This window comes from Anaerotruncus sp. 1XD42-93, from assembly GCF_009917605.1.
GTDB lineage: Bacteria > Bacillota > Clostridia > Oscillospirales > Ruminococcaceae > Anaerotruncus.
Genome location: NZ_QZEG01000053.1, coordinates 1 through 17,968, shown reverse-complemented (window position 1 = coordinate 17,968; position 17,968 = coordinate 1). Strand labels below are relative to the sequence as shown.

Annotated in this window: 14 protein-coding genes and 3 pseudogenes; 6 read left to right on the top strand and 11 right to left on the bottom strand. The window is 50.9% G+C overall.

The window, feature by feature from the left end; genetic code table 11:
- Nucleotides 1-310: 310 nt before the first annotated feature.
- Nucleotides 311-778, top strand: a complete 468-nt coding sequence (locus D5269_RS14330) for a helix-turn-helix transcriptional regulator (RefSeq protein WP_120486436.1) — start codon at nt 311-313, stop codon at nt 776-778.
- 276 nt (nt 779-1,054) lie between these two features.
- On the top strand, nt 1,055-1,960 hold the full coding sequence (locus D5269_RS14325; RefSeq protein WP_120486435.1) for an Rpn family recombination-promoting nuclease/putative transposase: 906 nt from the start codon (nt 1,055-1,057) through the stop codon (nt 1,958-1,960).
- Between the two features lie 118 nt (nt 1,961-2,078).
- Here the strand turns inward: D5269_RS14325 and D5269_RS14320 are convergent, their stop codons facing one another.
- Entirely contained in the window at nt 2,079-3,149 is a 1,071-nt protein-coding gene (locus tag D5269_RS14320; RefSeq protein ID WP_120486434.1) for a hypothetical protein, read from the bottom strand.
- Nucleotides 3,150-3,521: 372 nt separating this feature from the next.
- Here D5269_RS14320 and D5269_RS14315 point away from each other — a divergent pair, with 372 nt between their 5' ends.
- The 4 genes from D5269_RS14315 to D5269_RS14295 all read left to right on the top strand — a co-directional run bounded on the left by D5269_RS14315 (nt 3,522) and on the right by D5269_RS14295 (nt 8,700).
- Entirely contained in the window at nt 3,522-5,432 is a 1,911-nt protein-coding gene (locus D5269_RS14315) for a hypothetical protein (RefSeq protein WP_120486433.1), read from the top strand.
- On the top strand, nt 5,350-5,769 hold the full coding sequence (locus D5269_RS14310) for a hypothetical protein (protein WP_147408006.1): 420 nt from the start codon (nt 5,350-5,352) through the stop codon (nt 5,767-5,769). Before D5269_RS14315 ends, D5269_RS14310 begins: the two co-directional genes overlap by 83 nt.
- Nucleotides 5,762-6,463: a hypothetical protein gene (locus tag D5269_RS14305; RefSeq protein WP_120486432.1), complete on the top strand. Its 702-nt coding sequence runs from the start codon at nt 5,762-5,764 to the stop codon at nt 6,461-6,463. Before D5269_RS14310 ends, D5269_RS14305 begins: the two co-directional genes overlap by 8 nt.
- 467 nt (nt 6,464-6,930) lie before the next feature.
- The gene (locus D5269_RS14295; RefSeq protein ID WP_120486431.1) at nt 6,931-8,700 is read left to right on the top strand and encodes a recombinase family protein; all 1,770 of its coding nucleotides are present in this window, start codon (nt 6,931-6,933) and stop codon (nt 8,698-8,700) included.
- Nucleotides 8,701-8,835: 135 nt separating this feature from the next.
- On the opposite strand, the pseudogene D5269_RS14290 reads toward D5269_RS14295, so the two are convergent.
- From D5269_RS14290 to D5269_RS14245, 10 genes and pseudogenes are all read right to left on the bottom strand, one after another.
- Nucleotides 8,836-9,675 (bottom strand): annotated as a pseudogene (locus D5269_RS14290) (relaxase/mobilization nuclease domain-containing protein); the annotation flags it as partial.
- Between the two features lie 161 nt (nt 9,676-9,836).
- Nucleotides 9,837-10,817: a DUF5677 domain-containing protein gene (locus tag D5269_RS14285; protein WP_120486430.1), complete on the bottom strand. Its 981-nt coding sequence runs from the start codon at nt 10,815-10,817 to the stop codon at nt 9,837-9,839.
- 305 nt (nt 10,818-11,122) lie between these two features.
- Nucleotides 11,123-12,007, bottom strand: coding sequence for a Shedu anti-phage system protein SduA domain-containing protein (locus tag D5269_RS14280; RefSeq protein ID WP_158605010.1), 885 nt, complete (start codon nt 12,005-12,007; stop codon nt 11,123-11,125).
- Nucleotides 12,008-12,168: 161 nt separating this feature from the next.
- Nucleotides 12,169-12,477, bottom strand: coding sequence for a plasmid mobilization relaxosome protein MobC (locus tag D5269_RS14275; protein ID WP_243126893.1), 309 nt, complete (start codon nt 12,475-12,477; stop codon nt 12,169-12,171).
- Entirely contained in the window at nt 12,362-13,063 is a 702-nt protein-coding gene (locus D5269_RS14270) for a hypothetical protein (RefSeq protein ID WP_243126892.1), read from the bottom strand. The genes D5269_RS14275 and D5269_RS14270 overlap by 116 nt, the downstream gene beginning before the upstream one ends.
- Nucleotides 13,064-13,187: 124 nt before the next feature.
- On the bottom strand, nt 13,188-13,544 hold the full coding sequence (locus D5269_RS14265; protein WP_199735752.1) for a cysteine-rich VLP protein: 357 nt from the start codon (nt 13,542-13,544) through the stop codon (nt 13,188-13,190).
- Between the two features lie 171 nt (nt 13,545-13,715).
- The gene (locus D5269_RS14260) at nt 13,716-14,390 is read right to left on the bottom strand and encodes a CD1107 family mobile element protein (protein ID WP_120486426.1); all 675 of its coding nucleotides are present in this window, start codon (nt 14,388-14,390) and stop codon (nt 13,716-13,718) included.
- Nucleotides 14,391-14,521: 131 nt separating this feature from the next.
- A pseudogene (locus D5269_RS18625) lies at nt 14,522-14,749 on the bottom strand (DUF4315 family protein); the annotation flags it as partial.
- A gap of 14 nt (nt 14,750-14,763) precedes the next feature.
- Entirely contained in the window at nt 14,764-16,470 is a 1,707-nt protein-coding gene (locus D5269_RS14250; protein ID WP_120486424.1) for a C40 family peptidase, read from the bottom strand.
- Nucleotides 16,451-17,899 (bottom strand): annotated as a pseudogene (locus tag D5269_RS14245) (VirB4-like conjugal transfer ATPase, CD1110 family); the annotation flags it as partial. The gene D5269_RS14250 and the pseudogene D5269_RS14245, both read right to left, overlap by 20 nt.
- Between the last annotated feature and the right edge of the window lie 69 nt (nt 17,900-17,968).

Sequence of the window (17,968 nt, the reverse complement as noted above, 5' to 3'; positions counted from 1 at the left end):
ATATCGCTTCATGGCTCTATTTTCGCACTTTTATTTGGTTTGTGCAATATTTATTTTTCAAACAAGCCCTAAAGTTGATTTCGTTTAGTAGATCAATGTACTTGTCATAGCAGCCGTGAATATCCGACACGGCATAGACCATTTCGCATCCTCCTTTCCGTACTACCTGTAAATTTCCTGATACCCAGTATAAAGGAGTCTTTGTTTCCAAAGGTGTGCTGCCAGCATACAAATACAAATTTTTTACGGGACTTTTCATATGCGCCACGGTCTGATATAATGTAGACATATCTCCAGCGGAGGGCGCAGTATGAAAACTGAAACAAGTAAGGCAACCACAGCAACTAAGGTAACAACAGCTGATGTGCAGGAAAGCCTTTTCAATGCGGCAAATTTCAAGGATTTTCTGTTGAGAAACGAACAGAATATGCTTGCTCAAACACTCCCGGAATATCTGGCACTCCAACTGAAGCAGAAGCATCTTAAACGGGCGGATGTGGTTCGGGGGTCGCACCTCGACCGTACCTATGTCTATCAGATATTTTCCGGGAAGAAAGCTCCGTCCCGCGATAAGCTGTTGGCGATTGCTTTTGGTTTGCAACTTTCTGACGAGGAGACACAGAAAATGCTAAAGCTGTCTGGCAATTTGGAACTATATGTGCGTGATAAACGTGATGCAGCAATCTTGTTTGCAATCCAGCATAGGAAGTCTATTGATGAAGCAAACGACCTGTTGGATCAGCTTGGTGTTTTGCCCTTGGGTGTTCCAGATGAATAGAGTTCTGGGTGTTCTGTCCTCCCTTCCTGTTGATAATTTGCGTCATTTTATATCACCCCTGGGATTTCACCTCTTTTCGTGATAAAGTAAACCGCCCCGTGCCATTTAAGGCACAGAGCGGTTCCTGGGTATCATGAGGATAATATATCGTTGCGGATATGGCTCATACGACACACTATGAGGCAAAGAGAGGACGCTATCGGAAATTGTAGTGGAAATGTTAGCTGGACTGTGGTATACTGATAGTGGGAATAAACTTGTTGGGGGTGTTGCTTGATGGGACTGCTACCAATGGAAGCAGATATACTACCGCCGTCCGATGACCGGGTATTTAAGCTGATCCTGACATCGCCGGAGGCCAAGCAAGCGTTGATGAATCTGATTTCATGTGTGATTGGCCGTACTGTGGTTGATGTAGTTCTTCTGCCCAACGAGTTAGCGCCGGGAGACACGGAGGAAAAGGCGGAACGGTTTGATGTCAACTGCAAGATAGACGATGGTTCCCAGGTCAACCTGGAAATGCAAGCCAGCTATATGGTCGAGGACCTGGATGGCCAACACAGGAATCTGAAGGGCAAAAGTGTATACTATCTCACAGACCTACATTCCTCCCAGCCGGCAAAAGGACTGCGGCGATATGACAGGCTGGCCCGGTCATACCAGATCACATTCTGTTCTTATACGATCTTTCCCAATACACAGGATTATGTAAATTCTTTCTCCATGCGGCATAACGTGACGGGAGAGCTGCTGTCGGATGCCATCAGCGTAACATTTGTTGAGTTGTCCAAGCTGGGCGAAGTGGTGAAGAAGCCTGTCAGTGACATGACAGCCCTGGATAAGTGGTCGGTGTTTTTCCAGTACGCTCCTGATCTGGAGCACAGGGAGATCGTGAACAAGGTCATTGAATCGGAGGAGGTGCTTCAAGTGGCCGGGAACCTTTTAATGAGTATCAGCAAGAACGAGCGAGAGCGGGCCATCTACCGTAGCCGCAGGAAGTTCCAGACGGATAGGCAGTCGGACTTGGCTACCGCCGAGGATAACGGCAAACAAATTGGCAGGGCTGAAGAAAAAATTGAGATTGCTCGTAATGCTTTGCAAATGAAAATGACCGTAGCTGATATAGTCAGACTTACGGGCCTTACCCAAGCAGAAGTAGAGAATTTGTGCAAGGAAATCTAACCAACAACAAAGAAGGTGGAGGTGCGGTGATGCACCCCACCTTCTTCATATCGCCTAAAGAGAAATACACTGTCCCCTGCTGGGGGGGCGGTGTCTTTTTTTGCAAAACCATCGGTTATTACATAGCCTCGTTTGTAGTTGTCAACCTTTTGACTTCTTCATATTGAGATTGCAGATTATTCCGATATTTCTTTGATTTCCGTTCCAACTCGTCTTTATCATCATACTCATTAGGAACCAGTATAAATGTATTTCCTAAAAGATTTGAATTGGTAGAGTGCTCTCGCAAAAAATCAATATATTTGTGTAAAGTCGTTACATACGTCGAAATTACAGCATGGATTTCCTCGGTTTCATCGTAAATTGCCACATATTCTATAGCCGTTTCCATATGACCCACGAATTTCAGAGTTCTCAATATATGTTCTAAACCATCACCTATTCCATGTTCCACCTCCCCAATCACGAGGCCAAAATTGAGCGGATCAGCCGCAACAAAATCCGCTATTTTGAATAGTTCAAAACAGTAAAAAAATTCATCAGCTATACGCACCGAACTCCACTGCTGTAATAGGTGAGGATTCAATTCGTCAAACGTTGCTATATAATCCTCAAATCCATTCTTCAGATAATCGCGTATATATTTTGGCTTTGATGTTTGCACCGACTGATTGCCTTTTGCGCTAATGTCCGAATCTGTAGAGAAAATATCTGCACTCAAAGGGAGCACATCGGTATCTGGCATGTCCAGCTTTTTAGGTGACCTTATCAACTGTGCCTGTGCTTGAAGCAAAGCATTGTTTTTTTCGACATTACTATTCTTCACTTGCAGTGGCGGCTCTTTTTTTGACTTTCTTCCTCTTCCGTTTTCGTCAGCCATTGCTATTAAGTAGTCTATGCTGTCTTTATAGGCTTTGTATTTTGGCTTTTGAAAATCAGTAGGGAATGCACTGCTATTAAGTGAAACACATAGTTTATGAAAATACTCCTTTAATGTCTCGGGGGTCTTATCAGGGGGAGCAAATATTTTCTTGTATATGTCAACTTGCGGCTCAAAACGGCAAGTATCTCCGTTTTTATGCCTGTAAACGGTAGAACGGCTTGTTTTCAGTTTGCTAGCCAACGCACTATCCGTTAGTCGAAACATTTTTTCGGCTAAAAGGAAAACGTGTCCCCAAGTAAATTCCATACTTTCACCTTTGATAGTAGAATCAATCGAATTTGTTGCATGTTGTTGCAAATTTGTTCACTTTGTCTCAAATCCTGTACTTTCTCTTTTCAGTGGCGTATTTTATCAACAGACACAGGCCCCTACTGCACCTTGAAAAAGAAAGCCCGTTTCTCCAATGGGTAGTATAGGCAAGACCGGAGGTCTTTGTTACGCCGAGCTGAACGGCTGGTGCGCCATGACATTTTTCTGTCTTTCGGAAAATTGAGCGACCAACACCGACGCCGGGGAGTGGGTTCAGCAACCCGCGAGCCAGGACGTGTAGCATGACTATTTTGCTGGGAAGCTACCAGCAACTCGGTTTTTTGATAAAAATTCTTAGGAGGTATTGTTATGAGTGAGAAACCCGGTGTGCTCTCCGTGATTCGCAGAGAAAATAAAGAGGTATCAGAACATGATTTGTCTCTGCAAGAGTACGAGGAGATGGTCGAAAATGCACGGAGTAACCCCAATTCTATCAATAAACATATGAGTTTTATTGGTAAGATTTTAGAGCCGTGCACAGAAGATTGGGGTGAATTAGTCTTGTCCAATAACAACCCCTGCTTTGAGTTTCAGGGAAGGCCGTTCACGAATTTCGGAGTCCTTCTCCTGCTGGTGATTAAGATTCATTTTCTTGACCGAGTGGAGCATTTTTTGGAACTGCTTATATGGGGGAAGCATTTACCACCCAAAATCATCCGTGTGGATGCCAGAGAGTTGAGATCAAGTCGATGGCTTGATGACTTGGGACCTCAATACATCTGTGAGGGGGTTGCAAGTCTCAAATATCTTATCAAGACAATGTCTCTATATGCTCCTAGCAGGGATGACTACGGGTACTCAGGATGGGTGTTGGATCGCGAGGATGTTTATGTTTGGGCTGGACAAAAGCTTCGAGGGCGTGATTGGGGCACAGAGAGAGCTAACGTCTCTTGTACCCACGCATTGAGTCTGCTGGACGTCGCACCACATACTTTAACAATTCCACTACTATCCATCGCACTCCTGTCACTTGTCCACAGCCGAATGATTGGCATTGGAACTTTTTTCAAAGGCGTTATCTGCCTTGTAGCCCCCACGCAGTCCTTCAAGACTACACTGGCCAGCCTGTTTTTTGACTTTGAAAACGGGCGCGAGGCTGACAGCAACTTTGAAGCGACTATGGCGGCTATCGTAAGGACAGTAGGAAATACCCGGGACGCTACTGCTATTATAGATGATTTCAAGCCCGGAGCAACCAAGACGGAGAATAACAGCCAGATTCAAAAGCTCAGCACGATCATTCGGATGTGCGCAGACGATTCCGGCGGCATCCAAAAGGCCGGAGTGCAAAATACAACATTTTCCAATGTGTCACACGGACTGGTGGTGGTGACGGCAGAGCAAATTCAACTTCAAGTTCAATCGACAGTTGCCCGCTTGTTGATCTTGGACATGAACCGGAAAGGCGTAGATATTGACAAAATCTCCTATTTCCAAGAACATCATCAGCAGTACCGTGAGTTCATCCAGAATTTTGTGAGGTATATTGCGTCAGTGGGAGTGTCCAAATTTTGTGAACGCCTTGCGCAACAATTTCAGCAAGAGAGACATTCTCTACGCAAGGAAGTTGCTGCGTCTGTGCCGGTTGATAATCGAACCAGTGATGTCTGCACATGGTTGTGGATTTCCTTCCGCGAGTTTTTAAACTACGCTATACAGGTTGAATCTATTAGCCAAGAAAGTGCCGCCGCTTATGCAGAGGAAGCACACGCAGCGTTCCTGTCTATTATGGAGCAGCAAGCGGAGCGTGTCGCTGAGTTGAATCCTGTGAAGCAGTTTTTCAAGGGACTGCAAGTGCTGATCGAGACGAAAGAGGTCACAATCGGTAAGTTACAGGCTAGGAACAGTGGGTACGCTACGATTGACAGCAAGGAGGCAATCGGTTTCGCCAAGAAAGGCTACGTCTACCTGAAGAATGGTACGGCACTTCAATCCGTAGTCACCTACTATCGCCGACACGGGGTAGAGTTTATGGTTAGCGATACAGCTTTGCGAAAAGCCCTTTCTGATGGAGGCTTTATCGTTCCCAAAAGCGAAAAGTCGTATATTCACCGGCTGTCAGTTAATCATGAGTCTTACCAGTGTATGAAATTCGAGCAAGCAAAATTCAACAAATTATTGCACGGGGGAAATGAAAATGGATCAGACTTTGATGAGGAAATTCCAAGTGATCGGGCTTTGTGCTACAACGCAGATAATCTCCTGGGACCAGGAAACTAAACTGTGGGATGGAGTACCGTTTGATATTAACTTCTCCCAGGATTTTTCAGTTGCATGTATTGATGGTCGTGCGCTTACGGGTATCCCCATGGACGAAGTGTTTAGAGCACTTCTCAATCCGCTATCCGCTCCCGCACTATCTCCAGTATTGCCCTTGTCATTTGAAGAGCAGGAGCGCAGCCGAATGTTCTGGGCAGACATCGAAAAGCAAGAAAAAAAAGAACGGAAGAGGAAACTGAAATGGAAACGTAAGCATCCGAAACCCTCTAGCCTAGAGGAAGCAGAGAAGAACTTTGATCGTATCTTAAATGATTTAGGAGTGCAGGAAAATGAATGATATTAGCAAAATTAGTATGATGTGTAGCTTTATAGGATACCTGATCTTGAGCGGAAATGTGAGTGCCGTCAAGTTTCTCTACGGCACTGCTTGGCGTGAGCATCCGGCTTTGATTAAAACCATTGACGAACTCCAAAGACATTTAACCACGGCTGAAATTCTGGGCGATACCAGAGGCATCTATGGTATGGAATTTCTTTACCATTGGGGTATGGTTTGCCTTGGTGAACTGTCACCGCTTATTTTTAAGGATTTAAAAGCCGCCCGAGTGTGCTTCGAGAAAATTAAGCCTTCTGTACCACAGGCTGAGGCGCGACTGGCATACATAGAATTGCTAGAGAGCACCGAACCTGCGAAAGACTATCATAACATTTGCTGCCTAGAAGAACTGCGAAAATGCGCAAGCAAGCAACGTGATTTATTTTCGATGATCGTCTTGGCTAAAATTTGTTTTTATAGTTTTTTGGAAGAACAGCAACAACGCAATCCCGATGCACCAATTATCGAACTGCCCCTGAAAGCTATGCGGCTTCTGGAATACCCCATCCAACAAGGGCACCCTGTAGCAATACGCTTCTGGAACGACATGGTAAACTGCCTCGAATGTCCTCCAGAAATCCGGCCTCCGTACTGCTCTGAGAAGTCCATCTGTCAGCAAGTGTTGTATGACCTTAAATCATCTGCAAGTATGTAAATAAGGCCGTAACCGTTGCAGCACAGGGGTTTATATTTGCATAGGCAACGTGCAAATAGCATAAATGGGATGCGCAAATATCTGAGGAAAGGGGGTAACACCATGAACACGAGGCCGACTAACTCACCGCCCGTCATCGTGCGGGAGTATGAGATAGGTGGGACTAAGTACATCGTCCGGGCCACTGTCAAGGATGGGGCCAGAGAGGATGCAAGGGCCAAGGTACGACGGTTGATACGAAATGAGATTAGCCGGACAGCAGAAAATAACAGATAGAGGCAGACAGGGCGGGGATAGTGTGTTATAATGGATACGCTATTCGGTTGTCTGGCTGCCAGAAAGGAGAATGCCATGTTTAGGCCAGACAACGCCGCCCTATATAGTATAGCGGCAACACCAAGTTTCGCCAAACATAAGCGGCCTTGTGGAACTCACGGCTGCGCCCTTTGTGGAAGGGGGGCGCAGTTATGAGAACCACAGGCCAGCACAGAACCCCGCAAACCGTAGCGGAATTTACAAAAGTCCAGAACACTGCACCACTCACAGGCGATTTTCTCTCTATTCTCCGTGACAATGAGGATCTGGTTGCCAGCCGTACCCGGAAGTCCGAACAGTCCGAACCCGAGGGTATCACGGCCTTGTACGTCCGGCTCTCGAACGATGATAAACTGGACGGGGAGAGCAATTCCATCTCAAACCAGAAGAAAATTTTACAAGGGTACTGCAAGGAGCGGGGCTATACTAACGTGCGGTACTACGACGAGGATGACGGCTACAGCGGGACGAACTTCAACCGCCCTGGCTTTCAGCGGATGCTGGCCGACATCAAGGCCGGGAGGGTCGCCCGGGTCATAGTTAAGGACATGAGCCGTTTGGGGCGTAACTATCTGGAAGTGGGGATGTTCACAGACGTTCTGTTCCCGAGCTTCGGTGTCCACTTCATCGCCGTGAACGATGGCGTGGACAGCAAGCGTGGAGACAGCGAATTTACCGCGATTAGGAACATTTTCAATGAAATGTACGCCCGGGATACCAGCAAAAAGATTCGGGCAACGTGGCAGAGCAAAGGCCAGACCGAACACTTGAGCGGTTCCCCTCCGTATGGCTACATGAAAGACCCGGAGAATCCCCGCCACTGGATTGTGGACGAAGAAGCGGCAGCAGTCGTACAAAAGATTTTTTATCTCTGCATGAGCGGTATGGGTACTACTCAGATAGCCAACTGGCTACGGGAGCAGAAGATATTTAGTCCTACAGCTTACCACCTGGATCATGGCCGGAAAACGTGCCACGAGTTTCCCAAGAACCCCTATAAGTGGTCGGCGCAGACTATTTCCAGCATACTCCGCAAACTGGAATACCTGGGCCATACGGTGAACTTCCGCACCACCACGGAGAGCTACAAGAGCAGCAGACTTCTACACAACAGCCCCGAGGACTGGGTTATCATTGAGAACACCCAGGAGCCGATCATTGAGGCGAGCGTATTTTGGGCTGTGCAGAACATCCGGCAGGGACGGCGTAGAGTAACCAAAACTGGCGAAACGGATATGTTTTCCGGGCTGCTGTTTTGTCCCGATTGCCAAAACCGGATGTACCGTACCCGGAAATACAAAGGCCGGGGAACCCATTTCTACACCTGCGCAACGTACCATCTCGACAGCGTAGAGCGTCAGTGTACCACCCACTACATCGACAATCTAGCACTGGAAGAGGTAGTGCTCCGTAACCTACGGGAAGCAATTTCCTATGTGTCAAAATACGAGGATGATTTTATCCGAGAGCTGGCCAACGCCAGTGCTGCCGAGCGTGACCGAGAATTGTCCAAAAGCAGGGCAGAACTGGCGAAGACCGAACGCCGTATAGTGGAACTCGACGAGATCATCAAGCATCTGTACGAGGACACCCTATCCGGCAAGCTGACGGACGCACGGTTTATCAAGCTCTCTGAGGATTATGAGCGTGAACAAGAGGAATTGAAGGGCCTTATTGACACGCTACATAAGGAGATCACCAAGCGGGAACAAAAGAAAACCGATGCGAGGAACTTTGTTGCTATGACGAAGAGGTACACCGACTTGCAGGAACTGGATGCCACTGTGTTGCGGGAGTTTATCGAACGCATCTATATCCACGAGAAGGACAAGCAGACCAAGACCCAGGAAATCCAAATCGTGTATAACTTCATCGGTGCGTTTGACTTCACCCAGGCCACAGAGCAGCGGCAAGCAAAGTAAAGACGGACTGGCAAGGCTGATGCAACAGCCGAGCCCTAACCGTCCTCATCTTACCACAAATCCCATCTGAGGTCAACAGGGCGGTGAAGCAACGTCCTACTGACCGAAGGTGTTTGTTTAATTCACATGGGCATTCGCCCACCGTTCATAAGCCGGGCCCTTGCCCTCGGCCATGCGCTTTTGAATGTCAATGATAAGCCCCACCTGCCGGATCGGGGGCGGCGCGTCCTTTGGGAGCTCCGGGAGGGGCCGCTCCCCGGCGATCACTGCCCGGATGTCCTCGGGGTCAAAGCCCGCGCCGAGGGTGGATGCCCGGAGCCGGGTGTACTTGTCCTGCCCCGGCGCGAGGAACGACACCACGCCGCCCCGCCCGCGCTTGACAGCAAAGCCAGACTCCTCCATCAGCCGCAGGAACGCGGCAAAGTCGGCGGGCTTTTTCTCAAGGGCCGCGATGATTGCCAGCCGCACCCGCTGCTGCGCGGAGGGCGGCTTTTCCCCTATCCACTGGCCATAGTGGAGAAAGCGGCCCTTGCTGTGCTGTTTGGGATTTTGTATCACGGACAAATCATGCTCCAGACATACCCGGTCGGACAGCCGCCGGAGGGCAAAGCTGGAGCCGAGGAAATTATGGAATTTCCGGGAGCAGTCAAAGGCCGTGGAGTTGAAATAGATGTGGTTGTGCAGATGGCCCTTGTCGGTATGGGTGCAGACGAAAAACTGGTACTTGCCTTTCGTCCAGCGCATCGCCGTTTCAAAGCCCAGCTTGTTTGCCTCCTCCGCCGTCACCTCACCGGGCGGGAACGCCTGCCGTATCTGGAAGAACAGAGCCCCGCGCTCCACGGGCCGGGCGGTGGCCGCCTGGTATTCGCTTTTCACCAGCAGGAACTCGGCGGCGGCTGTGGCCGGGTCGCAAAGGTGGGAGGACACGGCCCCCAGCTTTTGGGGGTTGAGCCCGTAGGCAAACCGCTCCTCCATCGTTTGGACGGCGCTCAGTCCCACCGCCTGCTTGTAGGGCCGGATGTAGGTCGTGGCCGTGGTAGCACCTCCGTTTCTAAAAAATAACGGCGGGCAACTACCCGCCGTTAATATACTGTTTAATTCATGCTCCAGAGAATTTCTATAATCCTCCGTTTTGCCTAACCTCCCTTGCTACTCTGCGTGTCCCTTATCATATCCAAATTATGAGTTGCAATATCTCGTTTTTTCTGAAAATCAAGAAAGAACGCCCTAAACTCTCGCTTTTCTTCTTCCCCATCATTAAGATATTCGTACAACGCCTTTAATGCCCCCATAGAAAAAGTGCAGGCCAGTGCAAAAGTAGAGCCGCCCCCCACAGGATTTCTTATATACTTCAAGCTAAGTCCACTTTCGTCAACACTCAAGTCCATTGTTGAATTTAATGCGTGTGTTTCAAATGAAAGTCCTCCATATATGTTCTGGTAATATTGTTCATATCCAGTCTCTTTCATTAACCCATAAAAACTTGATATGTTGCTACAAACCTCATACCACTGGATATAAATTTTTCGCTTTCCCTTATTCTGTTTCTTTTGATTTAGTTTTTCTTTTCTATCCTTATCTACTTGTTGAAATATCTCTTGTGACTTAATTATTCTTTCAAAGGCAGCTTTCTTCTTTTTATACCCTTCGTAACCATCGTTGAGCTGTTTTTCTCGTCCGTTTGCAAGTAGTAGTTTCCAGTATTTTGAATTTTCTGAAAAACACTCGTCTCCTATTTCTATCTCCTGATAATGGTGTTCCAACGAATACGCTGCAGCCCGTTTTTTGGTATCTTCTTTTAATATAAACTCCATGCTTATAATGTTTTCAATCAGTGATCTCAATATAACTTGCGCTTGAGTAAATGAACAGACTGAATAAAGTATGTTGATTGCATCTAACTGTTCCATTATTTTTCTAACAAACAAGCATATAACTGTATCAATAAAATTATCTTGTCGGGAAGTCCCATAAGAAATCTCATTTTCAATTTCTCCATACCTGGTTATTATAGATGATAAAACAGCACCAACCTGATCAATAGCAAGTTTTACTGGCTCACATTTTTCGGCATTGAAAAACATTCCTTCAAATGTCCTTAAGTAATCATCAACCATTGTTATTCTCCAATCTATCGTTTTTCACAAACAAATGATGTAGTCGATCATCTGTTTATTCAATGAGTGTATCACATTTTCTCCCAATGAACCACCCCTCTTTGGGACATAATGTCCCAAAGTATAAAAAGCGGGGAGAGGCACAGAACCGCTCCCTAACACATTACAACTCCATCCTATTTCAGCAGATTGGGCGGTGTCTAGGTCAAGTTACACAAGTGAGGAAACAAGTCCCCAGCATTTAGGGACTGTCAGTCTGTCGCTGTCCTCTTTGCAAAATAACTTCTCGTTTAGAAAGGTTTGAGCTATTCTTTATCGCTACTGTTAGATAGGCCGATATTATTTTTTGAACCATATGTTTCCCAATATTGATAACGCATCTTTAAGAAAGTTTTTCTCTCGCTTGATACATATCTCATTCGATCAATAGCTTCGTAAAAACCAGAATACTTTTTGAGCAGTGATGCTATACAGGGCCGATATACATACGTTGGCGGAATACAAATAACTTCATAGTTTCCATTAACTACTTTGCAAGTAACCATATCATACACATTTCTGTCGGGATTAGCAAGGCGATCAAATGACATAACCCTAAAATCATCTGACTGTTCTTCTGCACGCAAACTAGTCAGCCATGTGTTTCCCTCATATTCTGCTCTGCGCCCAAAGACAAGGAGATATTGTGGCGTGAATTTCAAATCTCTAAGTTCTTGAGGGATTGAATATCTATCATAGAAACTTTTTCTGCCGTCTATGCTGTTTAATATTGCTTTCCACTGCTTTATCTGACCGGCTGCTTGTGTAAAGACAGCGCGTGCTGCTTCGTCCTGTCGAAACTCTTGTTTTGATGGCCTTTCTATTTCGATAAAGACAGGGCAAAAACAAATACTATCTTTCGCCAGCCACATGAAATCAGGTTTCCGTATTTTTTCTTCCCCCAACGTTGGCTGGCTAATTAGGGCGTTCATAACTGGAATATGGCTGGTTGTTCCCCCTATGAGTTCGTATGCTCCTGGCATAAATGCTGGATTTAGCTCGAAGAATTTTTGATACTCTTTTTCAATCAATCCACTATCCAATAAAGATAAATACTTGCTTTTTTCAGCTCTAAAATATTCATCCATATCGACTGGAGGTGGAGCATTGTCAGCTAACTCATATTGTTTTCGAAATATATCTATATCCATAACATTTATACCTCTTTCTGTAGTGTATTGAGACATCACTTATTATTCAGAATTATGTTCAAGTATATCACAGTTGTTTTTAATAGTCCACTTTCGCTTTGGGACAAAATGTCCCGAAGTACGAAAAGCCGGGGAGCGGCACAGCACCGCTCCCCAGCAGGTCACAGCTCCACCAGCGCGGAAAGCTGTTTCAGCAAATCAGACAGAGGGCCCCACAAAGCGGAGTAGTCCCGCTGGAGGGCCGATATTTCCTCGGGATAGATGCCCCCGTAGGTGTTGGCATGGATGGCCACTTGATTGAGATTGTTTGAGCACCGCCGCTGGAGGGACACCAGCTCTCGGACGGGGGCAAGGTCAATCTGGAGCACATAGCCGCAGAGGGCCATCCGGCGCACATAGGCCCCCATGTTGCGGATGCCCGCCTGGGCCATGCGTTCCCGGATAAGCGCCTGCTCTTCCTCGGATACCATCACATGAAGATGGACGGGGCGGCGGCGCTTTTTTCCGGCCATGCCTACCTATCGCCCCGGTCGGGCGCGTTCCGTTTAGGCGCAGAGGGGGCCTGCCGTTCCCCGGCCAGTTTCCCAGCCTCCCGCAGTTGTGCGGCAATCGGGGGTTTTCCTGCCGGGCCCGTTTACGGCCAGCGGCCTCCTGCTGGAGCTCCACCCCACGGGCACACTCGGCCAGCCGCTCCGGGGAAACAAATTCTTTCACTACATAGCACCCAAAATCCGGGTAAAACCATGTCAGCCGCTTTCCATCAGGGACGCGGCCCTCGTCCTCCCATTTCCCCACCACCTGGGCCTGGGCATCCATCAGCCGCCGCATATCCGGGTTATCACGGGATGGCTTGAGTTCGTAATTATAGAGCTCCTTTTCCGTGAGCGGCTGGGCATAGGCCAGCTCGCCCCATGCAAGCCGGGTATCATGCTCCACCCAAATCCGGCCCTCGTAGTTTTCAATCCGGATGGGCGGGTTTTCCTTGCCATTGGGGAACGTGCCGATGTCAACGGGCCGCTGGGTAGAATAATACTTGTATTCCTGCGCTTTTTCCAAAGTTACCTCCTCTCAGATGTTAGCTTTTGGGCCGGGAAACGGGGGCCGGACATAGAAACATACCGGGCCCCCATGAACCGCGCCCGGAAAGCCTTGATACAAGCGGGTTTTCAAGCGGCAAAAGCTAACAGTCCAGCCGCCTTTTCCGCATATAGTCGCGCTGGCGTTTCCGCCGCGCATTTTCGGCGCAGGCCGCCGAACAGAACGCCCTTTTCCCCTCCAGCGCAAAGAGCCGCCCGCAGACGGCGCAGGGCCGCAGACCGGGGGCCGGGCCGTCAGTCAGCGCGGCCTCCAATGCGGGATTTAAGGGGAGCACCGCCTCCCGGAAGTAGCGGCAGTAAGCCCCCGTCCAGCACTTCCCCAGCATATAGCACTCACAGTCCAAAGGCAAGCATCCCATTTCCCGGTCATAGTTGGCGCACCATTTCACTACAAGGGAGCGGATGGCCGCCTTTTCCTCACGGGTCAGCTCGCGCAAAATATCACCTCCCGCCCGGCTTTTTCAAAAGGCTCTGAAAGCAGGAGCCGCAGGGGATGCCGCGCCAGTAGGGACAGCCACAGCACCGGGAGCCCTCCCGGGGCTGTTCCGGGCGGGGAGCCCGGGGCCGTGGGCGGCGTTTCATTTCCCGTTCCAAAGGGTTCGATGTGAAATTCATTCTCCGTCCTCCTTTTCTTCTTCCTCATCCCACGGGGGGAGGTCGTCATACTCACCGCCGCCATAGTCCTCGCCGTATTCCACGGCCTCTTCAAAATCCTCGCCGGGCGCGGCGGCCTGCTGTTTGGGGCGGTAAATCTTGAAGTACCACCCGGCCCCACCGCCGAGGGCCAGCACCGCCAGCACCAGCAGGAGCGTCCCCGCCCCGCCGGATTTTTCCGGCTCGGGCTCGGGCTTCGGCTCGGTAGCAGGTTCGGGTTCCGGCTCCGGGAGCGGTTCGGGGACGGGCTCCGGGGAGGGCTCCGCAAGGGCCATCAAATCGGCCACGGTGACGGCGTTCAAGAAGTACACATTTTCCGTCTCCCTCTGGCGGTCAATCACCAGATAGAACACGGACTCGTCCGCCGCCATGATAGTGAAAAATTCCTTGCCGTCCTGGTCGGTGGCGTTATCCACCATCGTCCCCTGCCCGTCCGGGGTAAAGGGGTTGGGCTCGGGTTCCGGCTCCGGCGCAGGCGTGGGCTCCACGGGGTCAAGCCCCTCCCACTCCGGGCCGCCCGTACCGTCCTCCCATTCCTCGCCGCCCCCGGCGTAGGCCGTGGTGGTGATGCCGCACAGCAAAAAAGCGGCGCACAGAGCCGCCGCCACTACACGATATTTTTTCAGTTTCATTCCGCGTCCTCCTTTTCCTCGTCGTCGCAAAGTCCGCTCAACTCCGTTTCCGCCTGCGGCGAAAACTCCGCCCGCTCCCTTGCTCCTCCTCTCCCCACAAAGTCATCCGACTTTGCGGGGGCCCCCTTATGGGACTTCGGGACATTTTGTCCCAAAGCGTCCCCGGCCTTGATGCGCTGGAGCACCAGCGGGAGCTCCTCAAGGGAAATGCTCATGCCCCGCACGATGTCCACGATTTCCTCGTTCTCGGCCTCCTTGTGTTTCTGTTCCAGCTCTTTCAGCCGGGCCTGCTGGTCGCTGATTTTGGCCTTGACCTTTTCTATCTCGGCCATGATTTTTGCGCTCTTGCTAATCGCCATTGAAAACCTCCTTTTCATGGTAAACGCCCGTAGGCGTAGAAGTGGGCCTGCCAGTAGCTGCTGTTTAAGTTGGCGTAGCTGATAGGGTCGCCACAGTGTATCATCATCCCGTCCCCCACATAGATGCCACAGTGGGAGACTCCCGGGGTGTCATAGGTTCCCTTGAAAAATACCAAATCGCCGGGGCGGGGGGAGCTGGTGCGGGTGCAGATGTTGTAGAGCCCCTGGGCCCCCAGCCGCCCCACGTTCCAGCCGGAATGATTGACTACCCACGAAACAAAGCCGGAGCAGTCAAAGGACGTGGCCGGGGAGCTCCCGCCCCATACATAGGGATAGCCCAAAAATTTCTCGGCCTCGGAGAGCATCGCCGCGAATGTTTCATCGTCCAGATATTCCCCCGGCACTTCGTAGCCCTCCGGCGGGCTGGTGTATTTCCCCACATAGGACGAGCCGGGAAAGAGGTCGGGGCGGTTCCCCAGCGTAGCCATGTAGAGGGAATACCGGGAAACCTTGTCCTCCCCCATGATGTAGATAGGGAGATGGGAAAGGTTGAAGTTATCCAGCGTCACAGTGCAGATGTAGTAATCGTAATACACCCGGTAGCTGTCAGTGTGGGTATTGCCGTCCTCGTCCGTCCATGTATCCGTTTCGATGTAGTACCGCCGCTCCTTTACCACGTTCTCTGTCAGCGTGTACTGGCGGTCAAAGAGCATCCGCAACGTAGGCTGGACATCCGCCAGCGTCCACTCGCCCTCATGCCATGCGCTCAATAAGGAAATCAGCACATAGGGGTCGTGCTCAATAGCGTCCAAATCAAAATGGTACTCGTCATAGTCGTGTGTGCTTTCGTAGGTATCGAGATAATGCTGGAGCTCCGCCTCCAGCGAACAGTAGGCGGCCTCGGCCCCCAGCATATCCCCGTCCTCGGCGGGGTAGGTGGTGGCCCCCACAGCGCCTGCGGCGGCGTTCCCCAAAGAGACGAGGGAGGACGCGCAGGACTGGAGGGATAAAACGAGCACCACGCAGGCCAGCGCGATAAGCGCCCCCACGGGATGCCGTTTCACGAAAGCCACAGCCCGCTCCGCCAGCTTTTCCGTGGCGGCGGCGGTTTTCCCGGCGGCCTTGGCCCCTTGTTTCGCGGTCTGTTTCGCCGCCTGCCGCGCTTGTTTGGCGTATTGTTTTTTTAATTTCTGCTTGTGCCAGTAGCGGGCAACTGCATTTTTGGCAAGCTCCGGGTTCTCCTGGGCGGCCATGCGGAACTGGTAGTCCGCCCGGGCCTTGATGTACTGCGCCTCGGCCTTATGGACGGCCCGGGCCGGGTGCTCCCGGATGCGTTTTTTCGCATACCGCGTCCCCTGCCGGAGAACGGCCTCGCCCAAAAGCTCGGAGCGGTGGGTCCCCTCGGTTCCCACGTTTTCATGCTCCACCTCGTAGATTTTGCCATGCACAAAGCCGTGGGCGCTCCACCCGGCGGCCCCAAAAGCCCGGCGCACCGGGCCCCTGGGCTTCGGCGGCTTTTTGCCCTCCAGCTTTTTCCGGGCCCGGTTCAACTTGTCCTCCCGCGTCTCCATGCGGAGCTTGGACTTGCTGATTTTCTCTTGTTCGCTTTCCATGCGGAATTTCGATTTTTTGGTTTTGGGCCCCTTCGGGGACTTTGGGACATTTTGTCCCGAAGTGCCTTTGTCCCCGGCGGGCCCGGCGTTATTCGTTCCTCTGGTCATTGGCTATGTCCTCCGGGCGGGTGGTGAGCAGGTTGTAAATCTCACCCTTGGGGAAACGGTCAACAAAGGGGATGGTCACATTCCCATAGAACAGCAGGCCCTCGCCGGAATTGCTGTGGGTGATATAGGAAAGCTGGTGCTCGGAAATGCCGAGCTGTTTTGCGATAATCGCCCGGTCGCTCTGGGCCTGGGAGAGCAGAACAAGAAAATCGGTGTTATCCAGTATGTTCTCAATCTCCCGGCTGGCCAAAAGGTCTTTCACGTTCTGCGTGAGGGCCGAGGGCACACAGCCCTTTTTGCGGAGCATCTTCCACACCGCCACAAAGTAGCTGGCGGTCAGCGGGTCGCGCAGGAGGATGTGGAACTCGTCAAAGTAGCACCACGTCGCCGCGCCGTTTTGATAGTTGGTATTCACCGCCGAGGTGACAAACTCGTTGGTGACGTGCATCGCAATCTTGCGGAGGTTCTCCCCCAGCCCTTTCAGCACGATGCACACCACCCGGGAGCTCAAGTCCACGTTGGTCGGGTGGTTGAAAAGATTAAGGGAGCCCGTACAGTAGAGCTCCAGCGCAGTCGCCACACGTTTCGCCTCCGGCTCCGGCTGTTTGAGTAATTCCTCGTACAAGCTCTGGAGCAAAGGCATCTTTGCGCCCTCCAGCCCCAGCGCAAGCTCCCGGTACACCAGCCGCACACAGCGGTCAATCACGGTCTTTTCAATAGGTTGCAGGCCGTCCTTGCCGCCTACCACCAGCTCACAGAGGGAAAGCAGAAAATCCGCTTTCATGGAAAGGGGGCTGTCCTCGTCATTCAAACCGATTTCAATATCCATCGGGTTGATGTGGTGGGGGCTGTCCGGGGCAATCTCAATGACCTGCCCGCCCAGCCGCCGTACCAGCGGGGAATATTCCCCCATCGGGTCAACGATAACGATGCGGTCACTTGTGGCAAGAAAGACGTTTATCAATTCCCGTTTGGCGGCAAAGCTCTTGCCGGAGCCCGTGGAGCCAAGATACATCCCATTGGCGGATTTCAGCTTTTTCCGGTCAGCCATGATGACATTGTGGGAAAGCGCGTTCATGCCGTAGTAGAGGGCCTGCCCGCCCATGCGGAGCTCCCTCGTCATAAAGGGAATGAAAATCGCGGTGGAGCTGGTGGTCATGCCCCGCTGTATCTGCACCTCGTTAAATCCGAGGGCCAGCGAGGACATAAAGCCCTGCTCCTGCTGCCAGTCCAGCCGCTTTAAGGCGCAGTTGTATTTCTGCGCGATGCCGGAGACGGTGAACACGTCATTTTCCAGCCGCTGGCGGGTGGGGGCGAGGTTGATGACGGTGAACGTCAAGAGGAACATCCGCTCATTCCGGGACTGCAAATCCCCCAAAAGCTCCGCCGCGTCCTTGGAAAAGGTGATAAGGTCGGGGGGAAGAATATCGTAGAGTAGGAAAGAGCCGCCTTACCGCATTACTGCGGCAGGTTTGCCCAGACCCCTCCCAGAACCGGA

Excerpts from the sequence above, each read along its gene's own strand:
- D5269_RS14330 (WP_120486436.1), top strand. The coding sequence starts at position 311 with ATGAAAACTGAAACAAGTAAGGCAACCACAGCAACTAAGGTAACAACA.
- D5269_RS14325 (WP_120486435.1), top strand. The coding sequence starts at position 1,055 with ATGGGACTGCTACCAATGGAAGCAGATATACTACCGCCGTCCGATGAC.
- D5269_RS14320 (WP_120486434.1), bottom strand. The coding sequence starts at position 3,149 with ATGGAATTTACTTGGGGACACGTTTTCCTTTTAGCCGAAAAAATGTTT.
- D5269_RS14315 (WP_120486433.1), top strand. The coding sequence starts at position 3,522 with ATGAGTGAGAAACCCGGTGTGCTCTCCGTGATTCGCAGAGAAAATAAA.
- D5269_RS14310 (WP_147408006.1), top strand. The coding sequence starts at position 5,350 with ATGGATCAGACTTTGATGAGGAAATTCCAAGTGATCGGGCTTTGTGCT.
- D5269_RS14305 (WP_120486432.1), top strand. The coding sequence starts at position 5,762 with ATGAATGATATTAGCAAAATTAGTATGATGTGTAGCTTTATAGGATAC.
- D5269_RS14295 (WP_120486431.1), top strand. The coding sequence starts at position 6,931 with ATGAGAACCACAGGCCAGCACAGAACCCCGCAAACCGTAGCGGAATTT.
- D5269_RS14285 (WP_120486430.1), bottom strand. The coding sequence starts at position 10,817 with ATGGTTGATGATTACTTAAGGACATTTGAAGGAATGTTTTTCAATGCC.
- D5269_RS14280 (WP_158605010.1), bottom strand. The coding sequence starts at position 12,007 with ATGGATATAGATATATTTCGAAAACAATATGAGTTAGCTGACAATGCT.
- D5269_RS14275 (WP_243126893.1), bottom strand. The coding sequence starts at position 12,477 with ATGGTATCCGAGGAAGAGCAGGCGCTTATCCGGGAACGCATGGCCCAG.
- D5269_RS14260 (WP_120486426.1), bottom strand. The coding sequence starts at position 14,390 with ATGAAACTGAAAAAATATCGTGTAGTGGCGGCGGCTCTGTGCGCCGCT.
- D5269_RS14250 (WP_120486424.1), bottom strand. The coding sequence starts at position 16,470 with ATGACCAGAGGAACGAATAACGCCGGGCCCGCCGGGGACAAAGGCACT.